At 69.6% G+C, this 13,580-nt stretch carries 13 protein-coding genes and 1 pseudogene; 6 read left to right on the forward strand and 8 right to left on the reverse strand.

The annotated features are described in order from the left end of the window. Positions 1 to 127: 127 nt before the first annotated feature. From SNAS_RS28885 to SNAS_RS28900, 4 genes are all read right to left on the reverse strand, one after another. A complete protein-coding gene (locus SNAS_RS28885) occupies positions 128 to 1,906 on the reverse strand; it encodes an endonuclease/exonuclease/phosphatase family protein (protein WP_013021037.1) in 1,779 nt (592 codons plus the stop codon). A 179-nt stretch (positions 1,907 to 2,085) separates the two neighbouring features. Next, the gene (locus SNAS_RS28890) at positions 2,086 to 4,287 is read right to left on the reverse strand and encodes a heavy metal translocating P-type ATPase (RefSeq protein WP_013021038.1); all 2,202 of its coding nucleotides are present in this window, start codon (positions 4,285 to 4,287) and stop codon (positions 2,086 to 2,088) included. Positions 4,288 to 4,346: 59 nt separating this feature from the next. Then, a complete protein-coding gene (locus SNAS_RS28895) occupies positions 4,347 to 4,601 on the reverse strand; it encodes a heavy-metal-associated domain-containing protein (RefSeq protein ID WP_041625238.1) in 255 nt (84 codons plus the stop codon). 451 nt (positions 4,602 to 5,052) lie between these two features. Next, complete coding sequence (locus tag SNAS_RS28900; protein WP_041625239.1) at positions 5,053 to 5,274, reverse strand: hypothetical protein; 222 nt, start codon at positions 5,272 to 5,274, stop codon at positions 5,053 to 5,055. 10 nt (positions 5,275 to 5,284) lie between these two features. On the opposite strand from SNAS_RS28900, the pseudogene SNAS_RS37910 reads away from it, so the two are divergent. Continuing rightward, positions 5,285 to 5,521: pseudogene (locus tag SNAS_RS37910) on the forward strand (Rv1352/Rv1906c domain-containing protein); the annotation flags it as partial. Between the two features lie 15 nt (positions 5,522 to 5,536). Here SNAS_RS37910 and SNAS_RS28905 read toward each other — a convergent pair. After that, positions 5,537 to 6,847 (reverse strand): MFS transporter, encoded by a 1,311-nt coding sequence (locus tag SNAS_RS28905; protein WP_013021041.1) that lies wholly within the window; start codon positions 6,845 to 6,847, stop codon positions 5,537 to 5,539. A 155-nt stretch (positions 6,848 to 7,002) separates the two neighbouring features. Between SNAS_RS28905 and SNAS_RS28910 the strand changes: the two genes are divergently transcribed. Then, a complete protein-coding gene (locus SNAS_RS28910) occupies positions 7,003 to 8,025 on the forward strand; it encodes a peptidylprolyl isomerase (protein WP_013021042.1) in 1,023 nt (340 codons plus the stop codon). Here the strand turns inward: SNAS_RS28910 and SNAS_RS28915 are convergent. Continuing rightward, positions 8,022 to 8,615: a hypothetical protein gene (locus SNAS_RS28915; protein WP_013021043.1), complete on the reverse strand. Its 594-nt coding sequence runs from the start codon at positions 8,613 to 8,615 to the stop codon at positions 8,022 to 8,024. The two genes, SNAS_RS28910 and SNAS_RS28915, sit on opposite strands and share 4 nt — an antisense overlap. Before the next feature lie 227 nt (positions 8,616 to 8,842). Here SNAS_RS28915 and SNAS_RS28920 point away from each other — a divergent pair, with 227 nt between their 5' ends. The 4 genes from SNAS_RS28920 to SNAS_RS28935 all read left to right on the forward strand — a co-directional run bounded on the left by SNAS_RS28920 (position 8,843) and on the right by SNAS_RS28935 (position 12,601). Then, positions 8,843 to 9,619 (forward strand): SGNH/GDSL hydrolase family protein, encoded by a 777-nt coding sequence (locus SNAS_RS28920; protein WP_013021044.1) that lies wholly within the window; start codon positions 8,843 to 8,845, stop codon positions 9,617 to 9,619. A gap of 124 nt (positions 9,620 to 9,743) precedes the next feature. Then, positions 9,744 to 10,391, forward strand: coding sequence for a GOLPH3/VPS74 family protein (locus SNAS_RS28925; protein WP_013021045.1), 648 nt, complete (start codon positions 9,744 to 9,746; stop codon positions 10,389 to 10,391). Beyond that, complete coding sequence (locus tag SNAS_RS28930) at positions 10,388 to 11,170, forward strand: DEAD/DEAH box helicase family protein (protein ID WP_013021046.1); 783 nt, start codon at positions 10,388 to 10,390, stop codon at positions 11,168 to 11,170. The genes SNAS_RS28925 and SNAS_RS28930 overlap by 4 nt, the downstream gene beginning before the upstream one ends. A 321-nt stretch (positions 11,171 to 11,491) precedes the next feature. Next, positions 11,492 to 12,601 (forward strand): DUF4253 domain-containing protein, encoded by a 1,110-nt coding sequence (locus tag SNAS_RS28935; protein ID WP_144300674.1) that lies wholly within the window; start codon positions 11,492 to 11,494, stop codon positions 12,599 to 12,601. 22 nt (positions 12,602 to 12,623) lie between these two features. Here the strand turns inward: SNAS_RS28935 and thpR are convergent, their stop codons facing one another. Together thpR and SNAS_RS36015 are read right to left on the reverse strand one after the other, a co-directional pair. Continuing rightward, the gene (thpR, locus tag SNAS_RS28940; protein WP_041625242.1) at positions 12,624 to 13,166 is read right to left on the reverse strand and encodes an RNA 2',3'-cyclic phosphodiesterase; all 543 of its coding nucleotides are present in this window, start codon (positions 13,164 to 13,166) and stop codon (positions 12,624 to 12,626) included. Beyond that, the gene (locus SNAS_RS36015; protein WP_013021049.1) at positions 13,163 to 13,576 is read right to left on the reverse strand and encodes a hypothetical protein; all 414 of its coding nucleotides are present in this window, start codon (positions 13,574 to 13,576) and stop codon (positions 13,163 to 13,165) included. The genes thpR and SNAS_RS36015 overlap by 4 nt, the downstream gene beginning before the upstream one ends. Positions 13,577 to 13,580 lie beyond the last annotated feature (4 nt).

Below are 13,580 nucleotides of genomic sequence, written 5' to 3' on the forward strand. Positions count from 1 at the left end.
TCAGGAGACTTCGATACTGGCGAATGAATCAATAAAGAGCCAATAAGACATAGGACGTCCTATGAACTCCAGCCGACGCGAAGAAGCCCGCGACCCAAGAGGTCGCGGGCTCCTAGGAGAACTGCTGTTACAGCGTCAACTTGACCACGCTCGGGTCGTGGTCACTGGCCTGGTCGGTGAACTCGGAGTTCACGTGCACGACGTCCAGTTCGGCGGCCTCGGCCAGCTTCGGCGAGACCAGGATCTGGTCCAGCACCTGCGAATTGCCGTCGAAGACGTAGCTGTAGCGCTCCTTCTCGTCCAGCAGGTCGTAGGCACCCTTGAGGGCGTCACCGGCGGTCAGCTTGGCGACGGTCTCGGAGAACTCGAAGTCGTTGATGTCGCCCAGGACGACGACGTTGGCGTCCGGGACGGCGCCCTGCAGTTCCTTGACGAACTTGTTGACCAGCTCGGCCTGCGGGTGCCGCTGCTCCTCGCTGGAGCGGGCCGGCGGCTGGAACCGGCCCATGAGCGGGTCGTCGCCGCCCTTGGACGCGAAGTGGTTCACCACGGCGAAGACCTTCTTGCCGTTGAACTCGAACTCGGCCGCGACCGGTTTGCGGGAGTCCTTCCAGGCGTCGTCGGCCGGGGCGACGCGGCCCGGGGACACGCTCAGTCCCTCCGCGGAGACTTCGACCGGAGTGGTGGCGTCACCGGCGTCCTTGCCGGAGGGCTTGACCCGCTCGGGGTTGTACAGGAACCCGGTGCGGATGTTGCCGCCCGGCTCGCCGCCGTCGGCGTTGTTCTCCGGGTCGATCGACTGGTACTCATAGGACGGTCCACCGGCGGCCTTGATGGCCTCGATGAGCTTCTTCCAGGTCTCGTCGGCGGCAACGGTGCCGTCGTCGTCGGCGCCGTTGTTGTCCTGGATCTCCTCGATGCCGAGGATGTCCGGGGAGGCCAGGTTCTTGGCGATGTACTCGCCGTGCCGGTCGAAGGCGGCCTGGTCGTCCTTGGGGTCCAGGTTCTCCACGTTGTAGGTGGCCATGGCGAGCTTGTCGCCCTGCGCCTCGGTGGTCTCCGGCTTCAACCCGGCGCTTTCCACCTTCGGGGTCTCCAGGGCGTTGAGCTTGAAGTTGCCGAAGCTGTAGTCCAGGACGCCGTCGACGTCGTCGGGCAGCTTGTCGCCGACGTTGGCGACCGGGGCCTCGGAGACCAGGTCGTCCAGGACGACCCGCTCGGTGTTGGCGTCCTCGCCGGTGAACTTGACGCCACCGCGCTCGGTGCGCAGGCCGCCCTCGCCGCCCGGCAGCACCGAGACCTCACCGTTCTTGGTGGTGGGACCGACGGCGACGGAGTCCTTGACCCGCACCAGCATCCCCTCCATGGACTCGTAGAAGTCCAGGGCGTTGGCCTTGACGTCGAAGTCGGCCTTCTCCACGTCGCCGGGCTCGGCCGAGTGGACCTTCTCGGGCGCGACGCGACCGTCGGGGCCGACCAGGGTCGCCTCCGGGGCCTCGCCGCCCGAACCCTCGACGCTCACCTTGGGCTCGGTGATCTCGGTGGTGGACAGGTTGTTCTCGGCCTTGCCGGGCCGGTACTCGGTGACCTTGCCCGCCACCTTCACCGCGTCGCCGACCTTGGCCTCGGGGGCCGCGTTGGTGAAGACGTAGATGCCGTCACTGGTGGCCTCGTCGGAGTCGGGCTCGGCGCTCTGCATCCAGAAGCCCTTCTCGGACACGGCGGTCACGGTGCCGGGAATGTCCGTGACCTCCTCGCCCGCGACGGGGGAAACATGGGCGGCGCCTTGGATTTCGGCGATGGTCGTTGCCTGGGCCGCGACGGCGACACCGGCGATGGTTACCGGGATCGCGATCGCGCCCGCGCCTATGGCGGCGATGAGGGCACGTCTGACAGGGGGTCGCATATTCACAGCTCTCCAGATGGGGGGTGGGTCGCCTTCTTCCTATCCTGCGGAACCGCGTCAAAGCAACACCGAAGCCGCAACATTTCCCTTAACCCCGTATGAACCCACTTTCGGTTATGGACGGTTTTATGGACGCGCGAAACGGTCCGTGCTCCTCGGCGCACGGACCGTCCGCTGTGTCAGTTGAAGCGACGCAGCCGCAGGCTGTTGCCGACGACGAACACTGAGGAGAAGGCCATCGCGGCCCCGGCGATCATCGGGGACAGCACGCCCAGCGCCGCGAGCGGCAGCGCGGCCACGTTGTAGGCGAAGGCCCAGAACAGGTTGCCCTTGATGGTGCGCAGTGTCTTGCGGGACAGCCGGATCGCGTCGGCGGCCACCAGCAGGTCGCCGCGGACCAGGGTCAGGTCGGACGCCTCGATGGCCACGTCGGTGCCGGTGCCCATGGCGATGCCCAGGTCGGCCTGGGCCAGCGCCGCGGCGTCGTTGACGCCGTCGCCGACCATGGCGACCGTGCGGCCCTTGTCCTGCAAGGACTTCACGACGTCCACCTTGTCCTTCGGCAGCACCTCGGCGTGCACCTCGTCGATGCCGACGGTGGCCGCGACGGCCTCGGCGGCGCGACGGTTGTCGCCGGTCAGCAGCACCGGGGTCAGGCCGAGCGCCCGCAGCCGGGACACCGCCTCGCGGCTGGAGGGTTTGACCTCGTCGGCGACGACCAGCAGTCCGGCCACTTGGCCGTCCCAGCTGGCGGCCACGACGGTCTTGCCCTGCGATTCGGCCGCGTCCCTGGCCTTGGTGAGACGGTCGTCGAGGCTCAGCGCCCATTCGGTCAGCATCGCGACGCGGCCGACGCTGACGGCGTGGCCGTCGACCATGCCGGTGACGCCGAGACCGGCGTGGTTGCTGAAGTCCGTGACGGCGGGCAGGGACTCGGTCGCGGCGGCGACGGCCCGCGCGATCGGGTGTTCGGAGGCCGCCTCGACGGCTCCGGCCAGTCGCAGCAGTTCCCCGGCTTCGACGCCGTCGGCCGGGATGACCTCCGCCAGGGCCATCGTGCCGGTGGTGACGGTGCCGGTCTTGTCGAGGACGACGGTGTCGATGGCGCGGGTGGATTCCAGCACCTGCGGGCCGCCCACCAGGATGCCCAGTTGCGCGCCGCGTCCGGTGCCGACCATGAGCGCGGTGGGTGTGGCCAGGCCCAGGGCGCACGGGCAGGCGATGATGAGCACCGCGACGGCGGCGGTGAAGGCGGAGGCGGCGTCGCCGGTGACGGCGAGCCAGACGCCGAGGGTGGCCAGCGACAGCGCGATGACGATCGGCACGAAGATGCCGGACACCTTGTCGGCCAACCGTTGTACCTCGGCCTTGCCGGTCTGGGCCTCCTCGACGAGGCGGGCCATCTGGGCCAGCTGAGTGTCGGAGCCGACGCGGGTGGCGCGCACGACCAGTCGGCCGCCGGAATTCAGGGTCGCCCCCGTGACGGTGTCGCCGACGCCGACCTCGACCGGCACCGATTCGCCGGTCAGCATGCTCTCGTCGACGGCGGAGTGGCCCTCGACGACCTCGCCGTCGGTGGCGATCTTCTCGCCGGGACGCACCACGAACTCCTCGCCGACCCGCAGCTCGGCCGCGGGGACGCGGTGTTCGACGCCGTCGCGGCGGACCGTGACGTCTTTGGCGCCCAGGTCCATCAGGGCCCGCAGCGCCGAACCGGCGCGTTTCTTGGCGCGGTGCTCGAAGAACCGGCCCAGCAGGATCAGCGCGGTGACCGCGGCGGCGGCTTCGAAGTAGATGTTGCTCAAGCCCCCGCCGGAGGTGAGGCCGAAGGAGAAGCCGTGGGTCATGCCGACCATGCCCGCCGAGCCGAAGAACAGCGCGACCACCGACCAGCCGAACGCGGCCAGGGTCCCCAGCGAGACCAGGGTGTCCATGGTGGCCGAGCCGTGGCGCAGGTTCACCGCGGCGGCCTTGTGGAACGGCCAGCCGCCGTAGGCGATGACGGGGATGGTCAGCACCAGCGAGGTCCACTGCCAGCCGGGGAACTGGAAAGCCGGGACCATGCCCATCGCGACGACGGGAAGCGCCAGGGCCAGCGACAGGATCACCCGGTAGCGCAGTCCGTCGAGTTCGGCGTCGGCGTCGGGTTCTTCGACCTCGGCCTTGGGCTGCGCGGTGTAGCCGGTCTTCTCGACCACGGCGATCAGGTCGGCGGCGGCGACGCCGTCGGGCACGGTGGCGGTGGCCTTCTCGGTGGCGTAGTTGACGGTCGCGGTCACGCCGTCCATCCGGTTGAGCTTCTTCTCGATCCGGTTGGCACACGACGCGCAGGTCATGCCGCCGATGTTCAGTTCGATGATGTTCTCGGTGTCTGTCTTCATGGTCGCCTCACTCGCCATTGTGCCCGTTGACCGGACGATCGCCGGTCAACGGGCAGTGCTCAGATCTTCCCGGTCAGCTGGTATCCGGCCTCGTCGACGGCGGCGCGGACCGCCTCGTCGTCGAGGGCGGTGGTGCTGCCGATCGTGACGGTGCCGCCCTCGACGTCCACGGACACGGTCTCCACGCCCGGCACCCGGTTGAGTTCGTTCGTGACGCTGGTGGCGCAGTGGCCACAGGTCATGCCGGTCACCGCATAACCGGTGGTCACGGTGGTGGTGGTCGCGGCGGGGGTGGTGGAACAGGTGTCGCACATGGTGTGTCTCCTCGTCTCGATTATACCCCCTAGGGGTATCTATGGCGACGATAGCAGGCGTGGATCGGGGTGTCATCGTGAGCTGCGACATACCCCCGGTCCGTATATGTGAACCGTGGGGAATTTTGCGGTTTATGACCCGAATGCCGGTTTCTAGCGGCACGATTGAGCGCATGACGAATCCGCCGAACGAACAGCCCGACCCCTGGTCACTGCCGGGTGAACAGCCCCATCCCGGTCCGTACGGAAACCAGCCGTTCGGCGAACCCATTGGCGCGCAACCACCCGAGCCGCCCGACTATCCGCCCGCCGGACCCGATCCGGCCTCGAGCCACCCGACGCCGCCGCCCGACCCGGTGCACTACAACCCGCAGCCGCAGCAGCCGCCCGAGCCCGGCATCTACCTCGGAGGTACCCCCGGGGCGTATGACCCGATGAGCGCTCCGAACAGCTACTCGGCGCCGTTCACCAGCCCGCCGCCGGGCGGGGGCGGCAACAACGCCGGGCTGATCCTCGGGGTCGTGGTCGGCGGGGTCTGCCTGATCGCGATCGTCGGCGTGGTCATCTTCCTGGTCGCCCGGCCCGACGACGACGGCTCCACCATCGCCGAACCCGACGAGAGCTCGACATCCACTTCGTACGTGCCGCCGGCCACCGGTTCGGCCAGCGCCATCGGCCCGTCGGTGGACCCCAACGCCGACGTCCAGGGCGACGGCACCTACACCGTCGGGGACGACATCAAGGCCGGGGAGTACAAGACGACGGTCCCCGACTCGTCCTCACTGTGTTACTGGGAACGGCTGAAGGGCACCAGCGGCGAGTTCGACGACATCATCGCCAACGGCGTCGCCGACCCGGGCGAAAAGGTCACCGTCACCATCGACAAGAAGGACGAGGCGTTCAAGACGCAGGGCTGCGGCGGCTGGACCAAGTCGTTACCGGTACGGCGGGTGCCGTCGCGAGACCAGCCAGTACCAGCCCGCCAGCAGCACATAGCCGCCCGCGGTGGCGAACAGCAGCCACGGCGCCATGCCGTCGCCGGGCAGAAGCGCCGCGCCGGTGAACATGCCGACGATGAAGGTGAAGTTGAAGACGGTGTCGTTGAGGCTGAACAACCGGCCCCGGTACTCGTCGTCGCAACTGGTCTGAAGGGACGTGTCCACGACGATCTTGGTGGACTGCGAGGCGATGTTCACCAGGAACGTGCCCGCCACGAACATCGGCTCGACCAGGTTGAGTCCCAGCGACGCGACCACGGCGATCATGAGCGTCATCAGCGACGCGACCCACCGGCCCGGACCGAACCTGCGGCTGATACCGGGAGTGACCACGGCGGCCAGGAACGAACCGGCCTGACCGGCGACCGCGATCGAGGCCAGCCACGCCAGCGTGTCCCCGAAGTGCGCCTCGGCCGGGTCGTGGAAGTACCCGCGGAAGATCGCCAGGGTGAACACCGCCAGCACTCCGTACAGCGCCCGGTGTCCGGCCTGGACGGACATGACGTAGGCGGCGCCGCGCCGCTGCCACAGGTGCCTGAAGCCGGTGACCATCCCCTTTGCGGTGGCGATGATCGCGGCCAGCAGCCGGTCGGTGGCGCGTTCGGTCTCGTCCGGCCCCAGCTGTGTCGACGAGAAGGACCGCCAGGCGACCAGGGCCGAGATCGCGTACAGCGGCACCGCCAGACTCGCCGTGGCGCCGTAGGGCAGCGTCTCGGCGCCGGGCACGAACGACTCGGTGAGACGGATGACCAGATAGGACAGTCCCAGGCCGGTGCCGTAGCAGATCGTCCCCAGTGTCGTGGCCAGCGAGTTGGCCGTGACCAGGTGCGGCGGCTCGACGACGTGCGGCTGCGAGGCCGAAAGCCCGGCCAACACGAACCGGTTGATCGTGATGATCAACAGCGCGAACACCCCGAAGCTCCACTCCGGACCGTCGCCGAGGATGAACGCGGCGGCCGGGATCACCAGCAGCGCCCGCACCAGATTGGACACGGCCAGGATGTCGCGGCGGCTCCAGCGGTCCAGGAACACCCCGACGTACGGTCCCAGCACCGAGTACGGGGCCACCAGCATCGCGAAGGCCACCGCGTAGGCCATCGGCTCGATCTGCTTGGTGGGGTTGAAGAACACGCTGACGGCCAGGCCCGCCTGGAACAGGCCGTCGGCCAGCTGGCTGGTGACCCGGGCGGTCAGAAGCCGCCGGAAGTCGCGGCGCCGCACGATCGCGCGCACATGGTGCCGTTCCATACCCTGGCGATTCCCGGATTCGACGCTCGGCGCTGGTTGCGGCACCCCAAGACCTTATGTCACCGGGGTGGCGGGGACCAGTAACGGCCGTAAGCGGTCAAATCGGGAAGGCGGCGGCGCCGGTGCCCGGTAGCGACCCTCTAACATCTACGACCATGGATGCCAAGTCCGACGACGACGTGACCGAACCCAATCCGTCGGCCGACGACGTGACCGAGATCCGTCCGGCGGTCCAGGCCCCGGATCCCACCCCCGACACCGATCGCAAGGCGGCCCGTAAGGAAGCCAGACGGCAGCCGCTCAACCCCGACGACCCGGAACCGACCTGGCTGGCGCGCGGCAGTGGCGGCCGGACGATCGTGGGCATCGTGCTGGTGCTGGTCATGGTCGCGGGCATCGCGGCGCTGGGCTGGTGGCTGTTCGAGCCCGCCAGCGCCGAGTCCACCGACGACGGGAAACTGACCTCCGAGGACTGCCGCGTCAGTGAGGCCAAGGACGAGGCCGCGACCGTGCGGCTGCCGCCCTCGCTGGGCAAGACCGAACCGCGCGCCACCGCGACGGTGACGACCAACGTCGGCGAACTGACCGTGCTGCTGTTCGGCGACGTGTCGCCGTGCGGCGTCAGTGGCTTCGAATACCTCACCCGGCAGGGCTTCTACGCCAACTCCCCCTGCTACCGGCTCACCACCCAGCAGACCGACCCGACGGTGACACTGCGCTGCGGCGACCCGACCGGCACCGGCAAGGGCGGCCCGGGTTTCCGGTACCAGGCCGAGGACGCCTTCACCGGCGAGGTCGGGCGCGACTACGTCGCCCTCATCAACGACCGCAAGGGCATGGCGGGCGGCAGCTTCGCGTTCGTGCGCGGCGAGTCGAAGCCGACGGCGGCGCTGTCGGTCATCGGCCAGGTCATCTCGGGACACGGGGTGCTGGACCAGATCGGGGCCGCGGCGGGCGTCGACCCCTATGACGACGAACCGGCGCAACCGGTCGTGATCCAGAAGATCACCATCAAGACCGGCACGGTGACCCTGCCGCCCAGCGACAACGGTTCCAGCCCGAGTTCCAGCGGCGTCCCCACCACCTCGGGGACCGGCACCGCGACGCCGTCGGGTTCCGGTCAGCCGTCCTCGGGCGGATCCAGCAGCAGCGGCGGCGGGATCGACTTCCCGAACTAAGACGTGAACGGCGGCTGCGGTCGGCCGCGCTGCTGCGGCGGGATCCAGTCGGAGTCGTAGCCGCCCATCGGGGCCTGGTTGTTGTTCTGCTGGAACGGGCTGGGCTGCGCCGGTGGGTCGAAGTACTCGGCGACGTTGCGGCCCAGCAGGCACACCGCCGTCGTCACGCCCGCGACGGCGGCCAGGAACGCCAGGATCGCGTACAGCCACAGGCCGAAGGCGCCGTCGCCGACCGCTGGGCCGGGTTTGGCGAGCAGGCCGATGAGCCCAAAGAACACCAGCAGGCCGCCGCCGGAGTACATGGCGGGCTTGGGAATCCACTTGCGGCCCTTGAGAACCGCCTGCGCCACCAGTCCGAGCCAGGCCGCCACCGCCAGGCCCAGGACCACCATGACCACGCCGGGGATGTCGACCAGGAACGAGCCACCGCGAGTCTCGGCCACGGCCAGGTGCAGCAGTCCCGCCAACAGCGCCGCCCCGGCCGCCGTCAGCGTCGCCATACCGGCGATGAACACTCTTTGAGGACGCTTCCGCTCGGGGATGAAGGTCTGGATGGGAGCTGTGTCCGGCCAGGCATTGTCTTCGTACATGTCGATACTTCCCTCGAAAGTCGATCGCGGCGGCGTGCCCTCAATTCTGCGTGACCTTCGCCGCATCCGGCAATCGGCCCTGCGGTTGACGACGGAATTGACCTTGGTGTGAGACCGTTCCGTTATTTTTGTGGCGCATCGTGGCAACTGACGTCGCGTCCCGGGCACGGGGCAAGTCAGCGGCACTGTCGACTACACCAGATACAGTGGACAGGAGGCGTGAGTCGATGGCAGAGCGATTCACCGGATATGTCGCCCTCGGTGACAGTTTCACCGAAGGCATGAACGACCACGGCGGTGACGGCATCTTCCGTGGCTGGGCCGACCTGGCCGCGACCCGGATGGCCGAGGCCGACCCGGAGCTGAAGTACGCCAATCTGGCGATTCGCGGCAAGCTGTTCGACGAGGTCGTCGACGAGCAGGTGCCCGCCGCGCTGCGGCTGCGTCCCGACCTGGTCAGTTTCGTCGCCGGTGGCAATGACGCGCTGCGCACCAGCTTCGACCCGGCCCGGATGGCCGGCCGGTTCCACGAGGCGATCCGGGTGCTGACCGCGTCCGGCGCCCGGGTGCTGATGAGTACCGGCTTCCACCCGCCGCGGCTGCCCGCGCACCGGTTGCTGCGCAAGCGGATCGTCGCCCTCAACGAGATCATCCGCAAGGTCGCCAAACGCCACGACGCCGCCCTGGTCGACCTGTTCGCCGACGAGGCCTTCGCCGACACCCGGATGTGGAGCGAGGACCGGCTGCACATGTCGGCGCTCGGCCACCGGCGGGTCGCCCACCATGTGTGTCAGGCTCTGAGTGTGGACCCGGACCCGAAGTGGAGCGCGCCGCTGCCGACCGCGCCCGGCAAGAGTTGGCTGCGCCGCCGCCGCGAGGACGCCGCCTGGACCCGCGAGCACGCGCTGCCCTGGGTGCAGCGCCGGTTCACCGGACAGTCGTCCGGTGACATGATCACGCCCAAACGCCCGCAGCTGATGCCGGTGAGCCAGGTCGGTTCCTAGTGTTCAAGCTGATCTGCGTCATGATCGCCATCCTGGTGGCGGCCTGGGTCTTCGGGCTCATGGTGCAGAAGAAGCGCAAACGGCGCTAGTTCGTCCCCGCCCGGCTCCCAGTAGGGTTCCCAGCATGACGACGTTGGCAGAGGCGATGATCTTGCTGAGCGACCGCGGCTCCAGCGCCAGGTTCACCACCGTCGACCGCAACAGCGCGACCGTCGGGGCCACCCTCGCCGACCTGGCGTTGGCGGGACGGATCGCGTTGCACGGCAAGGACGTCACCGTCGTCGATCCACAACCGACCGGCGACGCCGTCATGGACGAGGTGCTGGCACAGATCGCGGCGAGCAAGCCGCGCCAACCGGCCAAGTGGATGTCGAGGCTGTACTGGGGTTTCCCGAACCGGGTGCGGGACGCGCTCGCCGGACGCGAGGTGCTGACCCGCACGACGTCCAAGCTGTTCCACGTCCGCAAGTACACCTCGGCGACCCCGGCCGCCGAGACCGAGACCCGGCAGCGGCTGCTGGCCGCCGTAGCCACCGGCGGCACCGACGACGCCTGGGTCGCCGAACTGGCCGCGCAGGTGCGGGCCGCCAACATGGAGCAGTACCTGCTACCGGAACTGCCGCGCGCCGAGGCCCGGCAGCGGATCGCGGCCATCGCCGCCAGCAGCTGGACCGGCGAGGCCAGTCGCGCCGCCCGGCACAACAACTACATCGCCTACACCGCGGCGCTGCTGCCGATCGCCGTCACGCTGATGATCGTGTTCACCCGGTGAGGCCACTGTGGATCGGTGGCCAGGCGGGCTGCGGCAAGTCGACGGTGGCGCGGATTCTGGCGCGGCGGCACGGGTTGCGCTGGTACAACGCCGACACCCGCACCTGGGCGCACCGCGACCGGGCGCTGCGTGCCGGTGATCCGGACGCGCGGCGGTTCGAGGAGCTCGACCCGGTCGAGCGGTGGCGGCGGCCGGTGCCGGAACTGCTGCGGATGTCGCTGCACCACGTCCGGGGCCCGATGGTCGCCGAGGACGTGCGGGGACTGCCCGCGCCGCTGACGATCGCCGAGGGAACCACGGTCACACCCCGCGTCACCGGCGACGATCCGGCGGTGTGGCTGCTGGCCTCGCGCGCCACCCGCGTGGCGCGGCTGGCGGGACGCGGCCTGGGCGAGGGGCAACTGGCGCTGTACCTGGAGCTGGCCGAGGTCGTCGCCGCCGAGGTCCGCGCGGCCGGCGCACCGGTGATCACAGTAGACGACCGCGACGTCGCCGCCACCGTCGCGGCGGTGGAGGAACTGTTCGCCGAACCGCTGGCGGCCGGGCCGAAGGCCGAGGGCCCGCAAGAGCGGCGGGCGCTGCTGCGCGAGGCCAACGCCGCGATCATCGAGCAGTGCCGGGGGTTCAGCTCCCGGCCGTGGGCGAACGTGGAACTGTCGCAGATCAGGCGCGGTTTCGGTTGCGAATGCGGCGATCCCGGCTGCCTGGCCGAGGTGGAGCTGGCCGTCTGCGACTACGCCCCACCGGTGCTGGCACCCGGGCACACTCCTACTGGCTGACGAGCCGCTTCCGCCCGCAGTCCTGGAACAACACGCTCTACTGGGGACAATCGCAGCGGGTGCCGGACTCGATGGCCGAGCGGCGGCTGGTCAGCCTGGAGAAGCGCAGGCTGTTGGGCTTCCTGCCGTCCAACCGGTACGTGCCGATCGGGTCCGCGCGCGACGAGATCCAGCGACGCCACCCGCAAGGCCGTGAAGGGCACACAAGCCGCGGTCATGGCCGCGATCACCGCGTCACTCGTCGTCGGCATCGTGGCCGCTGACAGCAGATATCGATGCCGCCTTGCCCGACGTCATAGGCAGGCGGCATTATTTACAGCCGTGGGACTTCTGCAAAGACTGCTGGGTCGAAAGCCGGAGGACGAGGCGGACAACACCACCCCGCCCGCTCCGGCCGAGAGCCCTGCCGAGACTCCGCCCGCTGAGTCGGCACCGCCGCCGACCTCAAGCGTGCTCGGTGACGCCGCGCCGCTGCCCGAGACCGAAACCGTCGCCGAACCAGGTCCGGAACCCGAGCCGGAGCCCACGGCCGCCGTGGAACCCGAAGCCGGGGAACCGTCCGCATCGGCCACCGAAGCTGAGCCGGACGAAGTGGACAAAACCGTCGTGCCCCCGCAGGAATACTTCACCCCCTCGCGCCCCAAGCGCGAACTGCTCGACCTGGAGCCGCCGCCGCAGCCCAAGGACGAACCGCCGCAGACACCCGAGACACTGCCGCTCGACGTGTCCGGTTCGCCGCGCGCGGCGCTGCGCAACGCCGGGATCACGGTGCCGCACATGCAGCAGATCGTTCAGCTGGGCGACGTCCGGTTGTGGGCCTTCGGGGTCCGCGCCGACGAGGCGCTGGGCTGGTGGCTGCAGATCCGGCAGGTGCACGAGAAGACCGGCTGGCTGCCGGTGCTGCTGGGCTCCCCCGACGACTGGCTCGACAACGGCGAGGGCGTCCTGCACGAGGGCGACGCCGAACTGGAGCGGATGACCGAACTGGACGCCGAGACGCTGCTGCACGACAAGGCCGCCGAGGCCGGGGAGCCGCCGCGCGGCGTCCCGATCCTGCCCACCCGTGGCGATTCCGACTTCGCCGTCCCCAAGTCCGACGGACTCATCGGCCTGGTCGAGGCCGAGCACAGCTGGCAGATCCCGGCGCTGCTGCCCTGGAAGGGCTCCACGAACTGGGAACTGTACGGCGCCGAGCACGCCACCATCCTCAAGCACTGGCACGAGCGGCACGAGGTCGAACTGGTCTCGATGACCTGGGACATCCTGGAGCTGTACGTGCCCAACCCACCCAGCGCCGAAGAGGACGCGCTGGACACGGCCCGCGAGGTGCACGCGTACTGCCCCGACCTAATGGCCGCCGGAGTGCCCACACTGGACGACTTGGCGGTTCACATGGTGCGGTCCCGCGCCTGGTACTTCCGCTGGGCCTGATCTCGGCTCGGCTCGGCGATCCTTAGCCGCGCAACGGGAACCGTTCCAGCGCCTCGTAGCGGACCGGCGGGCCCGGGTGGCTGCGGTACAGGACGAGTTTCTCAGCGCGCCAGGACGGGCCGTTGTAGCCACCGAGCGCGTCCACTTTGGCCTGCACTTCGGCCGGGGACAGGTCCTTGGGCCGGGCCACCGTCAGGTGCGGTTTGAACGGCCGCTCGTCGAAGGGCACCCCGGAGCGACGCAGCCCGGTGCGTACCCGCTCGGCCAGCGCGGTCAGCGCCGTGGTGTCACCGTCGGTGCCGACGCACAACGCCGTCGAGGTGCGGCCCAGCACCGTGCCACCGGCCAGCCGCAGCGCGAACCCGGCGGTGGTGCGGCTCAGCGCCGTCAGCGCGGCGGAGACGTCCTCGACCCGGCGGTCGTCGAGTTCCCCGATGAAGGCCAGCGTCAGGTGCCAGGTCTGTCGTCCGGTGGGCCGGGCACCGTCTAGCCCGATCCGGGGCAGGTAGCCCGCCAGGTCGGCGAGCGCCGCGTCGCTGGGCCGCAGGCCCACGAACAGTCTCACCGGCAACCCCGGGCCGGGCCGCGCAGCACCAGACCGACGGCCTCCAGCTCGCCCTCCAGTCGCAACCGTTCGACGTCGGCGTCGTCGCCGGTCAGCCGCGTCAGATACTGTGGAATGTCCATGGTGGCGCAAGCCTGGCGGAGCGTGAGATCGTAGCGGTCGGTCAACTCGGCGCGGCGCAGCAGCGCGTCGCGCGGGGTGTCGGTCAGCTCGGCCGCCAGTTCCCGCAGCCGGGCCGCCGTGTCCTCGATCGGCGGGTGCGCGGGAGTGTGGGGGCGCAGCCTGGCCACGGTCTTGCCCGCCCGGTCGGCGGCGTCATCGGCGTTGACGATGACCCACGCGATGAGGCACGGCAAACTCGCCAGGCTCACCAGCGCCACGGAGATGACGCCGATTCGCACCACGTCCATGTTC

Source organism: Stackebrandtia nassauensis DSM 44728, assembly GCF_000024545.1.
GTDB lineage: Bacteria > Actinomycetota > Actinomycetes > Mycobacteriales > Micromonosporaceae > Stackebrandtia > Stackebrandtia nassauensis.

What these genes read in the sequence shown, in the direction of transcription:
- SNAS_RS28920 (WP_013021044.1), top strand. Translation starts at nt 8,843, where the DNA reads ATGGCAGAGCGATTCACCGGATATGTCGCCCTCGGTGACAGTTTCACC.
- SNAS_RS28895 (WP_041625238.1), bottom strand. Translation starts at nt 4,601, where the DNA reads ATGTGCGACACCTGTTCCACCACCCCCGCCGCGACCACCACCACCGTG.
- SNAS_RS28900 (WP_041625239.1), bottom strand. Translation starts at nt 5,274, where the DNA reads ATGGCGCTGGCCGAACCGGTGGCCGGCGGCACGTACGAAGTGGATGTC.
- SNAS_RS28905 (WP_013021041.1), bottom strand. Translation starts at nt 6,847, where the DNA reads ATGGAACGGCACCATGTGCGCGCGATCGTGCGGCGCCGCGACTTCCGG.
- SNAS_RS28910 (WP_013021042.1), top strand. Translation starts at nt 7,003, where the DNA reads ATGGATGCCAAGTCCGACGACGACGTGACCGAACCCAATCCGTCGGCC.
- SNAS_RS28925 (WP_013021045.1), top strand. Translation starts at nt 9,744, where the DNA reads ATGACGACGTTGGCAGAGGCGATGATCTTGCTGAGCGACCGCGGCTCC.
- SNAS_RS36015 (WP_013021049.1), bottom strand. Translation starts at nt 13,576, where the DNA reads ATGGACGTGGTGCGAATCGGCGTCATCTCCGTGGCGCTGGTGAGCCTG.
- SNAS_RS28915 (WP_013021043.1), bottom strand. Translation starts at nt 8,615, where the DNA reads ATGTACGAAGACAATGCCTGGCCGGACACAGCTCCCATCCAGACCTTC.
- SNAS_RS28890 (WP_013021038.1), bottom strand. Translation starts at nt 4,287, where the DNA reads ATGAAGACAGACACCGAGAACATCATCGAACTGAACATCGGCGGCATG.
- SNAS_RS28885 (WP_013021037.1), bottom strand. Translation starts at nt 1,906, where the DNA reads ATGCGACCCCCTGTCAGACGTGCCCTCATCGCCGCCATAGGCGCGGGC.